At 71.4% G+C, this 18,912-nt stretch carries 16 protein-coding genes; 1 reads left to right on the forward strand and 15 read right to left on the reverse strand.

Annotated features, from left to right (window positions below):
* Nucleotides 1-31 precede the first annotated feature (31 nt).
* The 8 genes from ACIBQ1_RS23270 to ACIBQ1_RS23305 form a co-directional block, all read right to left on the reverse strand.
* The gene (locus tag ACIBQ1_RS23270) at nt 32-1,588 is read right to left on the reverse strand and encodes an alpha/beta fold hydrolase (protein WP_397280446.1); all 1,557 of its coding nucleotides are present in this window, start codon (nt 1,586-1,588) and stop codon (nt 32-34) included.
* A 224-nt stretch (nt 1,589-1,812) separates the two neighbouring features.
* Nucleotides 1,813-3,087: a glycosyltransferase gene (locus ACIBQ1_RS23275; RefSeq protein WP_397280448.1), complete on the reverse strand. Its 1,275-nt coding sequence runs from the start codon at nt 3,085-3,087 to the stop codon at nt 1,813-1,815.
* Nucleotides 3,087-5,324, reverse strand: coding sequence for a glycoside hydrolase domain-containing protein (locus ACIBQ1_RS23280; protein WP_397280953.1), 2,238 nt, complete (start codon nt 5,322-5,324; stop codon nt 3,087-3,089). Before ACIBQ1_RS23280 ends, ACIBQ1_RS23275 begins: the two co-directional genes overlap by 1 nt.
* A gap of 92 nt (nt 5,325-5,416) precedes the next feature.
* Nucleotides 5,417-6,034: an acyl-homoserine-lactone synthase gene (locus ACIBQ1_RS23285; protein ID WP_397280450.1), complete on the reverse strand. Its 618-nt coding sequence runs from the start codon at nt 6,032-6,034 to the stop codon at nt 5,417-5,419.
* 434 nt (nt 6,035-6,468) lie between these two features.
* A complete protein-coding gene (locus ACIBQ1_RS23290; RefSeq protein ID WP_397280452.1) occupies nt 6,469-7,530 on the reverse strand; it encodes a zinc-binding dehydrogenase in 1,062 nt (353 codons plus the stop codon).
* Between the two features lie 31 nt (nt 7,531-7,561).
* Nucleotides 7,562-8,737, reverse strand: coding sequence for an NAD(P)/FAD-dependent oxidoreductase (locus ACIBQ1_RS23295; RefSeq protein ID WP_397280453.1), 1,176 nt, complete (start codon nt 8,735-8,737; stop codon nt 7,562-7,564).
* Entirely contained in the window at nt 8,734-8,931 is a 198-nt protein-coding gene (locus ACIBQ1_RS23300) for a ferredoxin (RefSeq protein ID WP_397280454.1), read from the reverse strand. Before ACIBQ1_RS23300 ends, ACIBQ1_RS23295 begins: the two co-directional genes overlap by 4 nt.
* A 30-nt stretch (nt 8,932-8,961) precedes the next feature.
* Nucleotides 8,962-10,191, reverse strand: a complete 1,230-nt coding sequence (locus ACIBQ1_RS23305; RefSeq protein ID WP_397280456.1) for a cytochrome P450 — start codon at nt 10,189-10,191, stop codon at nt 8,962-8,964.
* A 193-nt stretch (nt 10,192-10,384) separates the two neighbouring features.
* Here ACIBQ1_RS23305 and ACIBQ1_RS23310 point away from each other — a divergent pair, with 193 nt between their 5' ends.
* Nucleotides 10,385-10,981: a TetR/AcrR family transcriptional regulator gene (locus tag ACIBQ1_RS23310; RefSeq protein WP_397280458.1), complete on the forward strand. Its 597-nt coding sequence runs from the start codon at nt 10,385-10,387 to the stop codon at nt 10,979-10,981.
* An 89-nt stretch (nt 10,982-11,070) separates the two neighbouring features.
* Here the strand turns inward: ACIBQ1_RS23310 and ACIBQ1_RS23315 are convergent, their stop codons facing one another.
* Genes ACIBQ1_RS23315 through ACIBQ1_RS23345 form a run of 7 tightly spaced genes read right to left on the reverse strand, consistent with a single transcriptional unit; the run spans nt 11,071 to nt 18,678 of the window.
* Nucleotides 11,071-12,222 (reverse strand): mandelate racemase/muconate lactonizing enzyme family protein, encoded by a 1,152-nt coding sequence (locus tag ACIBQ1_RS23315; RefSeq protein WP_397280460.1) that lies wholly within the window; start codon nt 12,220-12,222, stop codon nt 11,071-11,073.
* Between the two features lie 4 nt (nt 12,223-12,226).
* Nucleotides 12,227-13,198 (reverse strand): D-2-hydroxyacid dehydrogenase, encoded by a 972-nt coding sequence (locus tag ACIBQ1_RS23320; RefSeq protein WP_397280462.1) that lies wholly within the window; start codon nt 13,196-13,198, stop codon nt 12,227-12,229.
* Nucleotides 13,195-14,181: a hydroxyacid dehydrogenase gene (locus tag ACIBQ1_RS23325; protein WP_397280463.1), complete on the reverse strand. Its 987-nt coding sequence runs from the start codon at nt 14,179-14,181 to the stop codon at nt 13,195-13,197. Before ACIBQ1_RS23325 ends, ACIBQ1_RS23320 begins: the two co-directional genes overlap by 4 nt.
* The gene (locus ACIBQ1_RS23330; protein WP_397280465.1) at nt 14,175-15,335 is read right to left on the reverse strand and encodes a hypothetical protein; all 1,161 of its coding nucleotides are present in this window, start codon (nt 15,333-15,335) and stop codon (nt 14,175-14,177) included. The genes ACIBQ1_RS23325 and ACIBQ1_RS23330 overlap by 7 nt, the downstream gene beginning before the upstream one ends.
* 8 nt (nt 15,336-15,343) lie before the next feature.
* Entirely contained in the window at nt 15,344-16,201 is an 858-nt protein-coding gene (locus ACIBQ1_RS23335; protein WP_397280467.1) for a carbohydrate ABC transporter permease, read from the reverse strand.
* A complete protein-coding gene (locus tag ACIBQ1_RS23340; RefSeq protein WP_397280469.1) occupies nt 16,201-17,205 on the reverse strand; it encodes a carbohydrate ABC transporter permease in 1,005 nt (334 codons plus the stop codon). The genes ACIBQ1_RS23335 and ACIBQ1_RS23340 overlap by 1 nt, the downstream gene beginning before the upstream one ends.
* Before the next feature lie 21 nt (nt 17,206-17,226).
* Nucleotides 17,227-18,678, reverse strand: coding sequence for an ABC transporter substrate-binding protein (locus ACIBQ1_RS23345; RefSeq protein ID WP_397280470.1), 1,452 nt, complete (start codon nt 18,676-18,678; stop codon nt 17,227-17,229).
* Nucleotides 18,679-18,912 lie beyond the last annotated feature (234 nt).

Consider the following 18,912-nt stretch of genomic DNA (forward strand, 5'->3'; position numbering starts at 1 on the left):
ACCCGGGCCATGGGCGGCGTTCAGCGGTGGCTCAGCGGCCCGTCCTGAAGGACGGGGTCAGGGGCGAGCCGCCCCAGGAGAGCCGGTCGGTCGGCCACAGCCCAGGCTGCCGCTTGGCCGTGATCTCCGCCTTGCCGCCGACGGGGCAGGTGAAGCCCTTCGGGGGCACGGTCAGCGAGATCAGGAAGTTGTCGATGGGCACCGTGCTGCACTCGTCCTTGCCGTAGATGCGGTGACCCCAGCCCTCGTACGTGAGCAGCGTCGCCTTGGGACCGAGTTGCCGGGCCACGTTGGCGGACCACATGTACGGGGTCGCCGGATCGTGCAGCGAGTTCCCGAGCAGGATCGGGGCGTCGCCCGTGTACCGCAGCGCGTGCGGCGGGTTCGTCGGGGTCGAGTTGAGGCAGATCGGCAGGTCGTCGGTCGGGTACGGGTGGTACCGGACGTCCGGCGCGAGGTGGTTGGAGACCTTCATGTAGGCGGCGTACTCCGCGTAGTTCCGCACCCGCAGGTTGAAGTCCTGGCACAGGATGCGGGTCGGCAGCTCGGCCACGTCCCCCTCCACCGGCCCCCGGCCCGGCAGCGGCGGCACCCACGACGGCTCCGGCCCACCGCTCAGCCAGTTGATGACCTCGCTCAGCGTGCGCCAGTCAGGCCCCTCGGTGCCGAGTGCGGCGTTGTAGACGACCTGCAGCTCGGTCATCGGCTTTCCGGGCGCGGTCGGGTAGTACAGCTCGCCGCGGCGCGCCTTGGCCAGCAGGCCCTTCCACATCTGACGGACGTCCCGCCCGTGCAGGACGCAGCTCTCGTCCGCCTCGCACCAGCCCACGAACTCGTCGAAGGCGTCCTGGACGGCGATCGCCTCGGTGCTGAGGAAACCCGCGACGCCGAGACTGTGATCCATGTTGCTGTCCAGCGCGAGCGCCCGGACCCGGTTCGGGAACATCTCGGCGTACATCTGGCCCATCAGCGTCCCGTAGGAGATGCCGTAGTAGGTCAGCTTCTCCTCGCCGAGGGCGGCGCGCAGGGCGTCCATGTCGCGGGCCACGTTGCGCGAGTCGACGTGGTCGTACAGAGGGCCGGTGCGCTCCCGGCAGTCCTTGTGCAGCTTCTTGGTGAAGGAGTCCCAGGCTTCGAAGTCGGCCTGGGAGGACATGACCATGGGCGGCATCTGGTTGTACACCGACGCCGAGCAGATCACCGGGTGGCTGCGGCCCACGCCCCTGGGGTCGAAGCCGACGATGTCGAAGCGCTTCTGGAGCTCGTCGGTGAACCAGGTGGCGCCGTACACGGCCTCCACGCCGGACCCGCCGGGGCCGCCCGGGTTGATCACCAGAGAGCCGACCCGGGCCGCGGGATCCGTGGCCTTGCGGCGGGCGATGGCCAGGTCGATGGCAGGGCCGTCCGGCTTGGACCAGTCGATCGGCACGGTCAGTCTGCCGCACTCGGCGGAGGGCTCCTCCTCGCAGGGCGCCCAGGCGATGCCGCCCGTCGCCGCCCCCGTCCGAGCTCCGTCCCGGGTGGCCGCGCCCGCGGCCGGCGAGACGGGCAAAAGTGCCGCTAACGCCACGAAGGCAGCAGCCAGCACAGAGTACTTCCGACGCACGTCACTCCAATCGTCGTCGGCTGGCCCCCGCGCGGCACGCGGCCGACTCTGATCATCCCCGTCGACGGCCCCGTTGCCCGGCGGCGCTCCCCGAGCGCGCGCCATGGGCAGGCCGAGCGCAACTTCCAGCCGATCCCAACGTTTGCTCGTACGTCCTACCACGAAACATATGGGCGCGTTCGGGACTTATTCCGACACGTCCATAATCAGTACGAAGCCACGACAGGCGACTCCTGCGGGAACAGGCTGTCGAACACCGCGGCCCGGTCGAAGGACATCGCGCGGGCGCGGGCGCGAAGCTCCAGGTCCTGCCGCTCGGCGGCGGGCATGTCGAGGATCACCCGGTCCACGGCCTCGACCAGGCCGGCGACGTCCCCGGGCTCGACGAGGACGGCGGTGTCGCCGACCGCCTCAAGGGTCCCGCCCGTGGTGGTGGTGACGATCGGCCCGCCGCCGGTCAGCATCTTCTCGGCCAGGGCGATGCCGAACGTCTCCACGAACTCGGGCTCGGGCTTGGTGGGCAGGACGTAGGCCGCGCAGCCGCGCATGAGCAGCGGCTTCTCCTCGTCGTCGACGTCGTTGAAGAAGACCACCCGGTCGTCGCCCGCGGCCGTCGCCCGCACCTGCTCCAGCGCCGGGCCGGTGCCGACGACGGCCAGTTTCACGCGCGAGCGGCAGCGCATCCGGCCGTACGCGGCCAGCAGGTCGTGGATCCCCTTGGCCCGGGTCACGCGGGACAGGAACAGCAGGTACCCGTCGCGCTCCAGGCCGCGTCGCGCGAGCGCGGCCTCCACCTGGGCCGGGTCCGGGTCGAGGAAGGCGGCCGAGTCGATCGGCGGGTAGCTGACGGTGACGCGGCGCCGGCACTGCTCGGCGAACGTGGTGCCGCAGGCGGCGTCCACCTGCTCGGCCGAGGCGACGATCTCCTGCCGGGTGTACTCGGAGACCGCCACGACCTCGTCGTTGGCCAGGAACGTGGTGAACAGCACGGTCGCCGCGCCGAACCGGCCCTCCCGCAGGCACGACCGGATCACGTTGGTCACGTCGGAGCCGACGGCTTTGGCGATGGTGTGGACGTCGGGGGCGAACCCGGCCGCCCGCGCGGCCGCGACCGCGTCCACGACCACCGCGGTGTGCGGGGCGAGGTACATGGACAGGCACGTGGTAGATACCGGCTCGGCGAGCAGCTCGACGAGGCGCCCGGTGAGACCGGCCTGGTGGCGACCGTCGGGCACCCGGTAGTCCCCGACCGGCTCCGGCCGCTCCACGGTGATCCCGGCACTGTAGGGCAGCAGCCGGTCCAGCGGCTTGAGCGGCAGCCCGGCCGCCTGCAGCGTCGGGATGGGCCAGGTCAGCAGGCGTACGTCGTCGAAGCCGCGGGTGAGCGCCACCTCGGCGAGATTGCGGGCCTCGCCGGAGTGACCGCAGATGACCGGGTCGGCTCTGACCACGATGACGAGACGGCGACGGGGGTGGGTCATCACGCTTCCTCCGGTGTCGCGGGCGGATCGGAAAGGGACGGAGGGCGGATCCCCCGCCCCCACGCCGACGGCTCCGGGCCCAGCCGGAGGTGCAACACGCCGCCGCGGTGCACGGCGGCGGCGCTCAGGTGGGTCGCGTGCAGGGGTTCGCCGTTGAGGGTCGCCGACTGCACGTACTGCGCCGGCGGGTCGTGGTCCGCGCCGTCGACGCCGATCGGCGTCTCGCGGTGCCCGCTGGTCTCGATCACGAACTCGTTGCCGCCGGCCCGGAGCACGGCCCGTTCGAACGCGGGCGCGTTGACCAGGAACAGGTTCTGCCCGGCGACCGGGAACAGCCCCAGCGACGCCCAGACGTACCAGGAGCTCAGGCCGCCGGAGTCGTCGTTACCGGGCAGCCCGCCGGGACCGGTGCCGAACTGCCAGGTCAGCGCCGCGTGCACCACCTGGGCCGTGCGGGCGGGCCGGCCGGCGTAGTGGTAGGCCCACGGCGCCTCCATGTCGGGCTCGTTGTTCAGCCCCTCGAACCGGTTGAGGGCGTAACCGGCCGCCATCTCCACCGCCTGCGGGCGCCGGCCGGGCTGCGTCACCGGCTCGGCTCCGAAGCCGAAGAACCTGTCCAGCTTCTCGATGAAGGCCTGGTCGCCGCCGGCCAGGGCGATCCGCGCGGCCATGTCGTGCAGCAATCTGAACGAGTAGTTCCACTTGCCGCCCTCGTAGAACTCCGAGTCGCGCAGCAGCCCCGTGCTCGGGTCGAAGGCGTTGGACCAGTGGCGGCTGCGCTCCTCGAGATCGGCGGCGAGGCTCCGGTCGTTCAGCGACCTGGCGACCTGCGCGGTGCAGTGGTGGGCGTAGGCGAGGTCGAGGGTGTGGGTGATCGGGTGCACCACTCCGTTCTGGAAGAAGTCCTCGCCGTAGAGCCGGCGCAGGTCGTCGACCATGTGCACGAGCGCCCAGCTCCAGTCCAGGCCCGCCCAGCCGAGGGCGTGGGCGTCCGCCAGCGCGGTGTGCGCGAGCGCGCTGGCCTGGCGGAAGAACCGGTCGGCGCCGCGGGACATCCGGTATCCGATCGGGAAGTTGCCCTCTTCCTCGCAGACCCGGATCAGCGACTCCAGCAGGTCCGCGGCCCGGTCCGGGGCGATGGCCGCCAGCAGCGGCAGCTGGGTCTTGTAGATGTCCCACATGGTGCACACGTCGAACGCGAACGGCCCGGGGGTCGGCCAGAACGGGCTCTCGTCGTCGGCGACGCACGGCTTGATCAGCGAATGGTAGAGGGCCGTCGCGAACACCGTGCGGCGGGCCGGCGTGCCGCCCTCGACCTGGACCCGGTCGAGGTGATCGCCCCAGCGGGCGCGCGTCCGGGCGCGTACCGCGTCGAACGCCGGCTGCCCGGCCCCGCACTCGCGCTCCAGGTTCTGGCGGGCCTGGTCGCACCCGCGCAGCGAGAACCCCAGGCGTACCTCGATGGTCTGCCCCGGCGCGGCCGGGCCCATGTAGAGCATGCCGAAGGGCCGCAGCGTGGTGTGCCGGATGCTGTCGAAGTCGAGGCGCGTGCCGCCGTCGATGAGCCGCCGGTCGTACCAGAGCATCTGCCGCCAGCCCGGGCTGTCGACCTCCACGAACACCGACAGCGGGACGCCCTCCATCGCCACCGTGCCCTGGGTCCGGCCGTGCCCCATGCTCTCCACCTGGGCCCGCAGCGGCACGGTGCGGCCGAGCTCGATGTCGAGGCCGCCGCAGGACAGGTCGATCACCAGGCGGGCGCTGCTGTGCTCCGGGAACGTGTAGCGGTGCACGGCGACCTTGGCGCCCACGGTGAGCTCGCAGCGGACCCCGGTGTCCAGCGTGGCCGCGTAGTAGCCCGGCTCCGCCACCTCGTCGTGCAGCTGCCAGGCCTCTCCCAGCGCGTCCAGCGGCTGGACCATCGGCGTGACCCGGACGTAGTTGTAGTACTTGCGGATCGCGCCGGTGCCGGACTGCTGGAAATGGGTGAAGCCGGACGCCTGCAGCCGCTCCAGCATCGCCTCGGGCACGCCTTCTGTGCCCTTCGTGTACCTCCCGTACCCCGTCGGGTACGCGCCGGAGTAGGCACAGGCCGACACCATGCCCAGCGGCGAGGTGGCCCCGGGGTGGGTGTTGCCCACCTGCGGTTTCGGCCACCACCAAGTGGCGGCCAGACCTCGTGCCCGGGGCAGGTCGGTCGCCGAGGTGCCGATGAACGGGTCAACGTCGTCGATGATGGCGGGACTCTATCCAGGGCGATCCCGTCTTGGGTTTCGGCCAGGTGAACTCTTGCCCGACGGCACACCGAGCCGTGAAAGCCCGCGCCTCCTCACTCCCGCGCGGTCACGCGCCCGCCTCCGCAGTCCAGCTCCCCTTCGGGCACGGGACGCACGTTCTCCAGGAAATCCCTGGTCGAGGTGGCGTAGGCGGAGCAGAGGACCGTGCCCAGGCGCGTCGCCCTGCCGTCGCCGAGGCGCCGGGTGGGCACGCCCATGGCGTTCACGCTGCGTTCCACCGCCACGCTGGAGACCGCGACCACCGTGTCGCCCCGCTGATCGACCCAGCGGAACGCCTCCCGGACCAGCGCGCGGGCCAGCGGCCCGAACCCCGCCGCGGCCCTGCGGGACCAGCCGCGGCCGGTGGCCAGCCGGCTGAGCTCCCAGACGGATGGGTCGCAGGGAGCCGGGCCGCCGCGTAACGCCTCGGAGAAGACGTCTCGGAGCATGTACGGGCCGACGGTGGGCAGCAGCCGGCAGCACCCCGTGACCTCCTGGCGGCCCTCCGCGTAACTGATCACATAGACCGGATCGCAGTCGTCGTAGGAATCGCGCTCCCTGCCGTGCAGGCTTTCGACGTCCCAGCGAAGGCGTTCGTAGAACACCTTGTGGCGGAGCCGGAACATGCCGTCGAGCAGCCACGCCGACAGTTCACCCGCTCCACCGACCACGATCCGTTGCGCGCATCTCTCCCCCGGTGAACCGCCCACGAGCGCCCTCCGCGAATGATCAGGGTCCCCTTCTCTGTGTTGTTCGCGGGAGCGGGATCTCCGGATTCAGCGTACGGAGCAGATCGCGTCCTCGATCACCCGCGTCACGGCGTCGGGGTGCGAGATGAGCGTGAGGTGGGAGCCGCCGGGGAACTCGGTGACCTTCGAGCCCGCCCGCCTGGCCATCGCCCGCGGCCGGCGAGGGGCCCGGTGAAGGACACTGCGCCTGTCGCGCCGCCGCGGCCTCGGGCACCGGCACGACGGCCATGGCCGAGACGAGAAGGACACACGGAACCCGGCATCTCGTCATGTCTCCTCCCCCCGGGATGAACCCCCATCCATTCACGCTGCCATCCGGACCACCCGAACAACGTCATCAAAGCCACAAACCAGGCTCAAATCGTCGAGCTTGCCCCCGGGTGATCGTCGAAGGTCACCACCACCTTCTCCGCCGCCCCCGGCGTCAGGGTGAGCTCGAAGGCGCGCTCCACCTCGGAGAAGGGAACGGTGTGGCTGATCAGCCGGGCGAAGCGCTCCTGGTGCCGCACGATCTCCTGCGTCACCTCGAAGATCTCCGTAGGGTAGCCCTGGGAGCCTAGGATGGTCAGCTCGCTGCCGAGGATCGCGCCCAGGTCGATGGGCTCGGGCTTCTTGTGCACGGCCACCGTGACCAGCTTGGCGCCCCACTTCGCCGACGACAGCGCCGTGTTGACGACGGCGGCCACGCCCGCGGCGTCGATGTAGATGTCCGTGCCGGGGCGGGGGCGGCCCAGGGAGTCGGCGCTCTCACCGTGCAGTTCCGTCAGGCGCGCGGCCACGTCTTCGCGCGAGGAGTCGATGACGGCGTCCGCCCCGACGGCCAGGGCCGTCTCCAGGCGGCCCGGGATGACGTCCGCGACGACCACGTGCTCGACCCCGCGCAGCTTCAGCCAGATCGCGGCGCCCAGGCCGATGGGCCCGGCGCCGAACACCAGGACCTTGTCCCCCGGTCCGGCCCCGGAGCGGTTGACGCAGTGGCGGGCGACCGCCATGGGTTCGTTGAGCGCGGCGACGGCGAACGGCACCGCGTCGGGAAGCACCGCGACGCTCTGGCCCGCGACGGCGTCCTCGATGAGCAGGTATTCGCTCATGCCGCCCTGCGCGCCGCCGCAGCCGATGATGCCGGAGGGGGCGGACTGCGGGTTGACGACGACGCGATCGCCGGCCTTCAGGGTGGTGACCTCGGCGCCCACCTCGACGATCTCGCCCGCCGGCTCGTGTCCGAGCGGGATCGGGACCAGTTGCCCGCCCGGCCCCAGCGGCATGCCGCCGAGGTGCAGGAAGGTCACGTCGGTGCCGCAGATGCCGCAGGCGCGGATCCGCAGCAGGGCGTCCTTGGGGCCGGGGACGGGACGTTCGACGTCCACCACGTCGACCGTGCCCTGCGCGCCGGTCCGGACGGACTTCATCGTGGCCATGGGGAGACTCTCTTTCCGGAGGTGGGAATGGCTAGGCCGAGGCGGGGAGGCGGTCGGCCCCGTGCCGGTCGGCGCCGGTCGCGATCACCTGCCGCCAGGGGCGGATCGCCTTGGGCGGCATGCCCACCGTGAGCACTCCGGTCAGGCGGTCGCCGGTGCGGTAGGCGGCCAGGAAGCGGCGTTCGTCCAGGTCTCCTTCCACCACGGCGACGCCGTCGTGGCCGCGCAGGTGTCCGTACGCCTGGATCTTCATGTCGTACTGGTCGGACCAGAAGTAGGGCACCGGGGCGAACGGCCTGCGCGCCTCGGGGTGGAGCAGGTTGCGGGCGGCGGCCATGCCCTGTTCGGCGGCGTTGGTGCGGTGCTCGATCCGCATCGACGTGCCGAACAGCGGGTTGTGCCAGCGGGCGACGTCCCCGGCGGCGTACACGTCCGGCGCGGCGGCGCAGTACTCGTCGCACACCAGGCCGTCGGCCACCGTCAGGCCGCTGCCGGCCAGCCATTCGGTGTTCGGCAGGGAGCCGACGGCGACCAGGATCTCGTCGGCCTCGACCGACCCGCCGTCCGCGAGCCGTACCCCGCCCTCGCCCGCCTCGGTCACGGTGACCCCGGTGCGCAGGTCCACGCCGTGCTCCAGGTGGGCCCGGGACAGCACGCGCCCGACCTGTTCACCGAGGGCGTGGGCGAGCGGCACCGGCGCCGGTTCGAGGAGGGTGACCTCGCAGCCGAGGCCGCGGGCCACCGCCGCGGCCTCCGCCCCGAGGAACCCGGCGCCGACCACGGCCAGGCGCCGCCCGGGCCCCAGCCGCCCCCGCAGAGCCAGGGCGTCGTCCAGGGTGCGCAGCACGTGCGCACCCCGGCCGGGCAGGCGGCGCGGCCGCACCCCGGTGGCCACGATCAGCCCGTCGTACGGCACCGCGGCGCCGTCCGCCAGCCGCACCGTGCGTTCGGCGAGGTCAAGACCTGTCGCGGCGGCCCCGAGGCGCAGGTCGAGGTCGAGCGCGTCGAGGTCGGCGGGCGAGCGCAGCGGCAGCCGGGTCGCGCTCCACTCCCCCGAGAGGATCTGCTTGGACAGCGGCGGGCGGTCGTAGGGGGCGGCCGGCTCGTCGCCGACGAGGGTCAGCATGCCGCCGAAGCCCTCCCTGCGCAGGGTCTCGGCCGCGGCCAGCCCGGCGGCCGAGGCGCCGACGACGAGGATCCGCTTCATCGCGCCACCAGCCGGATCGCCGCCGCGGGGCAGATCGCCGCGGCCTCCCGGACCCCGTCCAGCAGTTCGGCGGCGGGAGTCTCGTCCAGCAGGACCGCGACGCCGTCGTCGTCCCGCTGGTCGAACACCTCGGGGGCGGCCAGCACGCACTGCCCCGACGCCACGCACTTCGGTTCGTCCAGTTCCACTCGCATGGGGTCTCTTCCTTCCTTGAGACTCGTCGGTCACCAGGTGACGGGCAGGGAACGCAGGCCGTACGCGATGCCTTCGAACGCGAACCGGACCTCGTCCATCGGCACGGCCAGGCGGAGTGTCGGCACGCGGCGAAAGAGCGTGCCGTACACGACCTGGAGTTCCACGCGGGCCAGCGACTGGCCCAGGCACTGGTGCGGCCCGTACCCGAACGCCTGGTGCTGCCGCGCGGCCCGGCCCAGGTCGAGCCGCTCGGGCTCGGGGAACGTGCCGGCGTCCCAGTTCGCGGCGGACACGTCGAAGACGATGCCGTCCCCGGCCCGGATGACCTGGCCGCCGATCTCGATGTCCGCCAGGGCGATCCGGCGGACTCCCGTGTGCACGATCGTCAGGTAGCGCAGGAGCTCCTCGACCGCGTTCGCGACCACCTTCGGGTCGTCGGCGTCGCGCAGCACGGCGAGCTGTTCAGGGTGGCTCAGCAGGAGCAGCGTGCCGAGGGAGATCATGCCGGCGCTGGTCTCGTGCCCGGCGATCAGCACGGCCACGCCCATGGTGACGGCCTCGGCGCGGGTCATCTCGCCGGCCTTGATCCGGGCGGCCAGCTCCGACAGCATGTCGTCGGCGGGAGCGGCCAGCTTCTGCCCCAGCAGGCCGTCGAGATAGCCGTAGAGCGCGGCGCCCGCCTCCTGCGCCTCCTGCGCCGACGCGCTGTGGCTCACCGCGACGGTGCTGTTGCGGTGGAAGAACTCGTGCTCCCCGTACGGCACGCCCAGCAGCTCGCTGATCACCAGCGTCGGCACCGGCAGGCCCAGCGCGGTGACGAGGTCGGCGGGTTTCGGCCCGGCCAGCATGGAGTCGATCAGATCGTCGGTGATCTTCTGGATCGCCGGGCGCAGGGCCTCGACCCGCTTGACGGTGAACGGGGCATTGACCATCCGGCGCAGGCGGGTGTGTTCGGGCGCGTCGGTGTTGGCGATCAGGGCCGGGGTGGCCTTCGCGGCCTCCGCCCGCCCTCTGGTCATGTGCGGGAACCCGGGCAGCTTCTCGTCGATGCTGATGCGCGGATCGTTCAGCAGCTCCCGATGGTCGGCGTGCCGGGTGATCAGCCATGGCGTGCTGCCGTCCCAGATCCGCACCTTGGAGACGGGCTTCTCGGCGGTCAGCCGCCGCACGTCCGCCGGTGGGTGGAACGGGCAGCCGCTGTCCCTGGGCATCGGGTAGCCGGGGGCGGACGCCGTCGCCTGGCTCGTGGCAGCTGTCATGTGTCTCTCCTTCGCCTCGTCTCGATCTCGGCACGGCCTAGCCGATCGACAAGCACATTCCTAGCCGATCGGCTAGGTGAAGAGCCAGCACTTGTGAGCTAAATCACTTGCCGATCGGCAGGTTGGAAGCTTGCCGATCGGCAAGCTAGGATCGGAGCCTCAGAGAGATCGGACAGCGCCCGAAGGAGCAGACGTGACAGTGAGAACCGCTCGAAAGGGGTCCATCGCACCCGACACCCGGCAGCGTCTCATCGACGTCGCGGTTCGCCTGTTCGCCCAGCACAGTTTCGCGGGCACGTCGCTCCAGATGATCGCCGACGAGATGGGCATCACCAAGGCCGCCGTCTACCACCACTTCCGCACCCGCGAGGAACTGCTCAGCGCGGTGGTCGAGCCCGCGCTGCGCCAGTTGCGGGCCGCCGTCGAGTCGGCCGAGACGAAACGCACCCCCCACGCACGCGCCGAGCACCTGCTCACCGGCTACGCCACCCTCGCCGTGGAGCACCGGGCCGTGGTCGCCGTCCTCGCCACCGACCCCGGAGCGATCGACCTGCTGCGCGGCCAGCCGGAGACCCGCGACCTGATCAACCGCCAGCTGACCATCCTCGCCGACGTCACCCCCGGCCCGGCCGGGTACGTCAACGCCACCGTGGTGCTGGCCGGCATCGCCGCCGCGGCCGGCCCGGCGCTGATCCAGGTCGACGACGACGCCCTGCTCCAGCACCTCGTCGAGGCCGGCCGGCGCGCGCTCGGGCTGCGGGCCCCACGCCGCCCGGCCCCCACCGCCTGACCGGCCTCCTCCTGGATCCGCGGCCTCGTTCGCGCGGCGCTCCGACGATTAGGCCGGCGACACGCTCTGGGTGCTCGACCTCAAGGCGGTCACGTGAACACGCGCGGGCCGGCTCCGAGAGCGAGTGCGCGGACCGCGTCCTCGTCCACGCCGATCCCCAGGCCGGGGCCGGTGGGCACGTGGGCGACGCCGTCGGCGACGGTGATGACCGGATCCGTGGCGTAGGGGCTGGTGATGAACTGGCGGCCGTTGAGGTCGACCGGCGTGTCCACGCCGAACGCGGCGAACAGGTGGAGCGAGGCGGCCAGCCCGACGTCGGACTCGGTGAGCCCCGAGCCCATGATCGCCAGGCCGCAGTCCTCGGCGAGCTGGCACTGGCGCAGCGCCAGCGTCAGGCCGCCGCAGCGCTGCACCTTGGCGACGGCGACGTCGATGGCGTCCAGCCGGACGAACGTCGCCAGGTCGCTCGGGTGGCGCAGGCTCTCGTCCACGGCCACCGGGATGGGGCTGGCGTCGCGCAGGCGGCGCAGCCCTGCGACGTCGTTGGACGGCAACGGCTGCTCGAAGACGGCGACGTCCAGGTCGACCAGGCGCCTGGCCACCCGGAGCGCGGCGGCGGCCGTGTAGCCCTGGTTGGCGTCCACCCAGAGCACGGCGTCGGGGGCGGCGGCGCGCACCGCCTCCACGATCGCCACGTCCTCGTCCTCGGTGTGCAGGCCGAGCTTGACCTTGACGTGGCGGTAGCCGTGCGCGCGGCCCTCGGCCACCGAGTCCGCGGCCACCTCCGCCGACTCGGTGGCCACGATCCAGGCCAGCTCGATGGTGTCGCGCCTGCGCCGGCCCCACAGCTCGCCGAGCGACAGGCCGCGGCTGCGGGCGAAGGCGTCGTGGCAGGCCACGTCGACCGCCGCGCGCGCCAGCGGCATGCCGATCGAGAAGCCCTTGCTGATGGTGCGGTCGAAGGCGCGGCAGAGCCCGTCCAGATCCCACAGCGGACGGCCGACCGCCGCCGGGGCCAGGTAGCCCTCGATGGTGGAGACGATGGACTCGGTGGTCTCGTACGTCCAGGAGGGAATCGGGGTGGCCTCGCCCCACCCGACGGCTCCGTCGTCGGCCGTGACCTTCACCAGCACTCTGATGGCCGGACGGCCTCCTTGGACGACGGACCCGCCCGCGACGGCGAAGTCGCGCAGCGAGGGCAGGGCAACGGTGAAGCTCTCGACGCGTGCTATCCGATTCACGTGATCAGTACCATTCGGACTTGTCGACCAGATTGATCAGTTCCCGCCCGTCCACGAAGCGCCGGGCGTTCTCCAGCAGTACGGCGAAGCGCCGCTCGTCGGCATGCGGCCCCACGCCCGCCACGTGCGGGGTGATGAGCACGTCGGGACGCCGCCAGAGCGGGTGATCGGCGGGCAGCGGCTCGGTCTCGAAGACGTCCAGGGCCGCGCCGGCCAGGCGCCCCTCGGACAGGGCGGCGGCCAGGTCGTCGAGCCGCATGGTGGGCCCGCGGCCGATGTTGACGACGTACGCCCCGGGTTTGGCCAGCGCCAGCCTCCGCGCGTCCATCAGGCCCTCGGTCGTGGGCGTGTGCGGCACGGTGAGGATGACCAGGTCCGCCTCGGGAAGCAGCCGGTCGAGGGCGTCGGCCGGCAGGAGCTCGGCGAAGCCCGGCACGGGGCCGCCGCGCCGGGCGTCCACGCCCACGACCCTGGTGCCGAACGCCGCCAGCAGCCTGCCGACCTCGGCCCCGACCGCCCCGACCCCCACCACCAGGGCGGTGGCCTCGCTCATGGAGAGCACGGCGCCGGGCTCCCAGTCGGGCGCCCAGCGCGCGCGGGCCTGCTCGCGGACGTACCTGGGCAGGCCCCTGGCCAGCGCGAGCACGAGCGCCAGCGCGTGCGCGGCCACGTGGTCGGTGTAGGTGTCACGCATGTTGGTGACCTGCGCCGGGTGCGCGACCAGGGCCGGATGGTAGAACCCCGGAGGCGGCCCGGCCTGCGGGGCCTGCAACCAGCGCAGCCGACCGGCGTGCGCCAGCAGGTCCGCGGGCAGCGTGCCGTAGGCGGCGTCGGCCTCCGCCAGCGCGTGCGCCGCCTCCTCCTGGGTGTCCGGCTGGAGCACGACGAGCTCCGGCACCGCCTGCTCCAGCCGGGCCCGCCAGCCCGCGGTGGCCGGATCGTGCGGCGGCAGCAGCACCAGGGTGACGCTGCTCATGCCCTTCTCGCCAGGCCGGACTCGGTGATCTCGTACAGCAGCGGCTCCCCGGCGACGTAGCGGGCCAGCTCGTCGGCCATCGCCTCCCCGTGGCGGCGGCGCTCGTGGCCCAGGCTGCCCGCCACGTGCGGGGTGACGACGATGTTGGGCATCGTGAACAGCGGCGACCCGGCGACGGGCGGCTCGGGCTCGGTGACGTCGAGGACGGCGAACAGGTCGGTCCGCCGGCTCAGCACGTCCACGAGCGCGGCCTCGTCGACGAGGCCGCCGCGCGCCGTGTTGATCAGGGTGGCGTCGTGCTTCATCGACTCCAGCAGCTCGGTGCCGACGATGCGGTGCGTCTCAGGGGTGAGCGGCGAGTGCAGGCTGACCACGTCGGAGGTGGCGAACAGCTCCGCCAGTCCGACGAGGCGCACGCCGAGCTGCTCGGCCTGCTCCGGGTCGGCGTACGGGTCATAGGCCTGCACGTCGAGGCGGTGATGGGCGAGCAGCCGCGCCGTGGCCCGGCCCGTGGCGCCGAGCGAGACCAGCCCGACCGTCGCGCCGTACGCCCCGAGCTCGGGCCCGCGCGGGGCGGTGGCGGCGGCGGCGCGGGCGGCCAGCACGTAGCGCCAGCCGTGCTTGAGCGCGTACAGGATCTGCGAGAGCGCGAACTCGGCGACGGGCTCGGCGTTGGCCGTGGCCGCCGAGGTGACCCGCACTCCCCTGGCCCACATCTCCGGGGTGACCATCGAGCGGATGGAGCCCGCCCCGTACAGCACCAGCGAGAGCTTGGGCGCGGCGGCGAGCAGGTCGGGGTCCAGCTTGGGCGCTCCCCACCCGGTGACCAGCACGTCGAGGTCGCTCAGCACGTCGGGGGTGAGTTGGTCGGCGGTGAGCGGGGGCGAGGCGATGGCCAGGTGCCGCTCGATCGCCTCTCGGGCCTGCGGGCCGTAGACGTCGTCGAAGCGGTTCGGGTCCATCACGTACACGCCGTTCAGCATTGTCTCTCCTTCAAGCGAGCCGCCGCCCGCACGCTGGCCAGGCGGGCGGGTGAGCCCAGCCCGGCGTGGTAGTAACGTAGCTGCCGCGCTCCCGCGGCGACCAGGTCGGCGGCCAGGGCCGGGACCCGGGCGTGGCCGTCCTCCAGCACGGTCAGGTTGGCGACGAGGGGCACCCCGGTGCGACTCGCCGCGGCCTTCACCTGGGCCAGGGCCGCCTCCTCCGGGCCCCAGCACTTGAGCACGTACGCGTCGACCGGCGCGTCGAAGCAGGCCAGGTCGATCCCCACGTCGGGGCCGGTGACCTGCGGGTCGTCGGTGGCCATGAGCAGCAGCTCGCGTCCGCCGGCCGGCGCCGCCACGGCGCGGACCAGGTCGCCGATGACGCGGCCGCGGTGATCGTACAGAGCCTGGGCGCGCTCGTGGCCGAGCGCGTCGCCCAGGCTCGCCCCGGCCGGGACGCCCCGCTGGAGCTCTCCGTCCACGGCGGCGCGCACGTCGCGCGCCAACTCCTCGACGTCCAGGCCCCGCCCGGCCAGCCCCGCCCGGCAGGCCGGGCAGAGGCAGAGCGACAGCAGCGCCCGGCCGCAGGCGGACAGGTAGGCGCCGGAGGTCTTCTCGTGGTGGCCGGCGTGCTCCGCGCCCAGCCAGCCGCACGCCTCCAGCATCAGCGCGGGCACGTCGTACTGCTCGCAGACCTCGCTCACGAGGGTGAGCGCGTAGTCGTGGACGGCCGGCTGGGCGGGGCAGAGCGCGTAGGGGTAGGACTCGCCGTAGGCGTTCCTGACCGTCAGGTCGGGTGCCTCGCGGCCCAGCACCGAGGAGTGCGTGAGCACCATCCAGGCCTCGGCCCGCAGCCCGGCCCCCGCCAGCGCGGCCAGCGCCGTGCCGAACCTGTCCTCGTCCGGCACCCCCCAGCTCGGCGGGTACGGCCGCAGCCGCCCGCGCCAGCGGTCGGGGCGCAGCCGGAAGTAGGCCGCCGCGTGGTCGGCCTGCACGATGCGGTGGCGCGGATGCCACGGGGTGGTGGCCCGGACCGAGTGGTACGCGGCCTGCAGGGTCACCGTGCTCACGCCGAGCTCGGCGATGCGTTCGGCCGCCGCGGGGTCGCCCACCAGGTCCCAGGTGTAGGCGAACGCCCCGTGCCTCATCTCCAAGCGGTCTGTCACCCCTTCGTGGCGCCGGCCAGGCCGCGCGTGAAGTAGTTCTGGAAGAAAAGGAAGATCATCAGCATCGGCAGGAACGAGATCGTCATCCCGGCGGCGAACCCGGTCCAGTCGGTGGCGTGCTCGCCCTGGAAGGACAGCATCCCGACGGCGAGGTTCTGCAGGTCGGGCTGGCCGAGCGTGAACACCAGCGGGATGTTGAACTCGTTCCAGCTGCTGATGAACTGGAAGATGACCACCACCGCGATGACCGGCTTGGCCAGCGGGAGGATGAGGCCGAACGTCTTGAGGAAGCCGGCCCCGTCGAGCTTGGCCGCCTCGAACAGGTCGCTCGGGACGCTGGAGAAGAACCCGACGAACAGCAGGACGTAGAGCGCGCCGGCGCCGCCGGACATGGCCAGGATGACCCCGGCCCGCGTGTTCAGCAGGCCGAGGTTCTCGAGCAGCACGAACTGCGGGACGATGATCGAGGCGACGGGGATGAACAGGGTCCCCACGATCATCCGGTAGAGCAGGGTGCGGCCGGGGAACTCGTACCTGGCCAGCACGTAGCCGCACAGAGCCGCCTTGACCAGCTCGATGAGGGTCGAGGCGACCGAGTAGAGCACCGTGTTGAAGAAGTATCCGGAGAACCCGGCGTTGACCCAGGCCCGCACGAAGTTGTCGAAGTTCAGCTGGTCGGGCATCAGGCTCGCGCCGCTGGTGAACATCCCGGCCTGGGTCTTGAACGCCGCCGAGATCGTCCACAGGAACGGATAGACCCACACGAGCCCGACGACCAGCAGGATCGGCAGGGCGATGAGGTTGGCCCGCACGGCATGGCTGCGCCGCTTGGTGGCCTGAGTGATCGTGGCCATCAGACGCCGTACTCCTTCCTGAGCCGCTGGGCCCGGCGGACGGCGACGCCCTGGGCGGTGACCAGGACGAAGGCGATGACGGAGAACAGCAGCGCGGCGGCCGAGGCGTAGCCGTAGGCGAACGGCACCGCGCCGAAGGCGTTCTGGTAGATGAAGTACGACACCACGTACGTGCTGGTGCCCGGCCCGCCCGCGGTGAGCGTGACGACGAGGCCGAAGACGTGCATGGCGTTCACCAGGCCGAGCAGGGTGATGATCACGGCGACCGGCCTGATCATCGGCAGCGTGATGCGGGTGAGCTTCTTCCACTCGCTCGCGCCGTCGATGGCGGCCGCCTCGTAGACCTCCTCCGGCACGTTCTGCAGCGCCGCGATCCAGTAGATCATGTACTGCCCGAAGATCTGCCAGACCGAGACGAGCACGAGCACGAGCAGCGCGCTCCACCGGTTGGCGAACACGTCGAACCCCTGGTCGACCAGGCCGAGGTCACGCAGGATCGCGTTCAGCGCGCCGTTGGACGGGTTGAGCAGGTAGGTGAAGACCAGGCCCGCCATGGCGACGGGGATGATGAGCGGCGCGAAGAACATGGTCCGGAAGAAGCGCTTGCCGCGCAGCCACTTGCGGGTGAGCAGGATCGCCGCCACCAGCGAGATCGGGAGCTTGATGACGGTGGTCAGCAGGGCGAAGACCAGCGTGTTGGCGACCGAGACCCAGAACAGCGGGTCGACCAGGATCGAGCCGTAGTTGCCTGCCCCGACGAAGTTCTCGATGGGGCCGATACCCGACCAGTCGAAGAAGGAGTAGTAGACCGTCGCGACCAGCGGCCAGATGGTGAAGCCGAGGTACAGCAGGAGGAAGGGGACCAGGAAGACGAGCAGCCAGACCCGGTCGAGGCCGCGGACGCGCTCGCGGGAGTGATCGGCGCGTTCGGGCGCGCGCCCGGCGGGCGCCCGGTCCGTCACCTTCTCCCTGCCCGGTGCCGGGGCGGGGGCGGTGGTTGTCATGGATGTCCTCACGCGGGAGAGTCAGCTCGGGTACATGTCCTTGGTGAAGTCCTTCGTGTAGTCCCAGTCGGGGAAGGTGTAGCAGTCCATCGACACCTTCAGCCCGCCGGCCGCCTCCTGCTTGAGCCCTTCCTCCAGGGCGGCCTGCCGCTGCTTGACGATGGCGGCGCCCACGGACGCCAGGGGCTGGCCGGTGACCAGCGCCTCGCCCATGGCCGCCCACTCCCCGTCGGGGTTCTTGGCCAGCGCGTTGACGTACGCCTTGGACTTGGCGATGTCGGGGCACTTGAGCAGCGGGACGGGAAGCTGGACCCGGTAGCCCGGCGACGCTCCGATCTTCATGATCTGCCGGAGCGCCGGGTCGGTGACCATCTTGTCGTTGTCGACGTAGGCCAGCGTGCCGAAGGCGCTCTTGTAGTACTGCTTGACGAAGTAGCCGTCGGGGTCGGTCATCCACTGGATGAACGTCCACATGGCGTCGGGGTTCTTGGTCTGCGAGCTGACCCAGTACTTGTTGGTGTCGTACCTGCGGCCGGCCGCGCCGGTCTGTCCCCCGTCGGGGTTGAGGCGCGGCGCCACCACGTACTTGTCGCTGGTGAAGCCCTGGCTGGCCCACACGCTCGGCAGCCAGGTGCCGTCGAACATGATGCCGGCCTGGTCGGCGGCGAACTGCTGGCGGGAGAAGTTCTTGTCGTTGGTGCCCGGCGCCAGGTAGCCGGCCTTGTTGAGCTCCTGGATGAAGGTGAAGGTCTTCTGCTGCGCGGGCTCGGTCAGGTCGAACTTGCCCGTCTTGTAGTCGAAGAACTCGTCCGTCGAGACGCTGCTGATCAGCCCGAACCAGATCCGCTGCATGTCCACGCCCTTGGTGGGCGCGGCGATGCACTGTGCCTTGGTCTTGGCCTTGATCTGCGCGCAGGTGTTCTTCAGGTCGCTCCAGGTCTTGGGCGGGTTGTTGACGTCCAGCCCGGCCTGCTGGAAGACCTGCTTGTTGAGGAACATGTAGCCGGAGCCCCAGTAGAGGTTCTCCGAGAACGGGAAGCCGTACGTCTTCCCGTCCTGCATGTTGATGCCTTCGAGGAAGGACCCGTCCGGCCAGCGCTTGGCGAAGTCCGCGGGGACGGTGCCGCCCGGGCTGAGCGGGCTGATCCACTTCTGGTCCAGCAGCTGGGACAGCCCGGTCGCGTTCCAGTAGAACATGTCCGGCGCCTGGTTGCTCTGGAAGGCCAGAGGCAGGGTCTTCATGTACTCGGCCTGGGTGATCGAGCGCCAGTCGATCTTGATGTTCGGATGTTCCTTGGTGAACTCGGCGCCGATGTCCTTGTGGAAGTTCACCTGTTCGGCGGAGAAGTCCCAGATCTGCAGCGTGGTCTGCGAGCCGCCGCCACCGCTGCTGCTGTTGGTCGATGTGCCGCAGGCCGCCACGAGCAGTGACGCCAGGGCTGCGGTGATCACCGCTGGCCGATGGGGGTTCATGAAGCCCTCCCGAGAGACGGAGGTCAGAGGGGCACTCGGGCACTTGGTAAGCGCTTGCCCGAAGGTGGGTCGAGAGTAACCCCGGTCACAGTCCGATTCAAGACTTGTGAGAAAGCGGTTTCAGATCGATGCTCAGTCATGGGGCCTGTCTGCCGATGGCCCTTACCGTCGATGGACGCCTGAAATATGCTCGTTTTCCTGGCACTCTTCGACTCCGGTGCGTCGGCGATCGGC

The organism is Nonomuraea sp. NPDC050153 (genome assembly GCF_044460125.1).
Classification (GTDB): Bacteria; Actinomycetota; Actinomycetes; order Streptosporangiales; family Streptosporangiaceae; genus Nonomuraea.

Coding starts and splice junctions, on each gene's coding strand:
- ACIBQ1_RS23275 (WP_397280448.1), bottom strand. CDS start 3,087: ATGACCCACCCCCGTCGCCGTCTCGTCATCGTGGTCAGAGCCGACCCG.
- ACIBQ1_RS23290 (WP_397280452.1), bottom strand. CDS start 7,530: ATGGCCACGATGAAGTCCGTCCGGACCGGCGCGCAGGGCACGGTCGAC.
- ACIBQ1_RS23295 (WP_397280453.1), bottom strand. CDS start 8,737: ATGAAGCGGATCCTCGTCGTCGGCGCCTCGGCCGCCGGGCTGGCCGCG.
- ACIBQ1_RS23300 (WP_397280454.1), bottom strand. CDS start 8,931: ATGCGAGTGGAACTGGACGAACCGAAGTGCGTGGCGTCGGGGCAGTGC.
- ACIBQ1_RS23305 (WP_397280456.1), bottom strand. CDS start 10,191: ATGACAGCTGCCACGAGCCAGGCGACGGCGTCCGCCCCCGGCTACCCG.
- ACIBQ1_RS23320 (WP_397280462.1), bottom strand. CDS start 13,198: ATGAGCAGCGTCACCCTGGTGCTGCTGCCGCCGCACGATCCGGCCACC.
- ACIBQ1_RS23325 (WP_397280463.1), bottom strand. CDS start 14,181: ATGCTGAACGGCGTGTACGTGATGGACCCGAACCGCTTCGACGACGTC.
- ACIBQ1_RS23335 (WP_397280467.1), bottom strand. CDS start 16,201: ATGGCCACGATCACTCAGGCCACCAAGCGGCGCAGCCATGCCGTGCGG.
- ACIBQ1_RS23340 (WP_397280469.1), bottom strand. CDS start 17,205: ATGACAACCACCGCCCCCGCCCCGGCACCGGGCAGGGAGAAGGTGACG.
- ACIBQ1_RS23345 (WP_397280470.1), bottom strand. CDS start 18,678: ATGAACCCCCATCGGCCAGCGGTGATCACCGCAGCCCTGGCGTCACTG.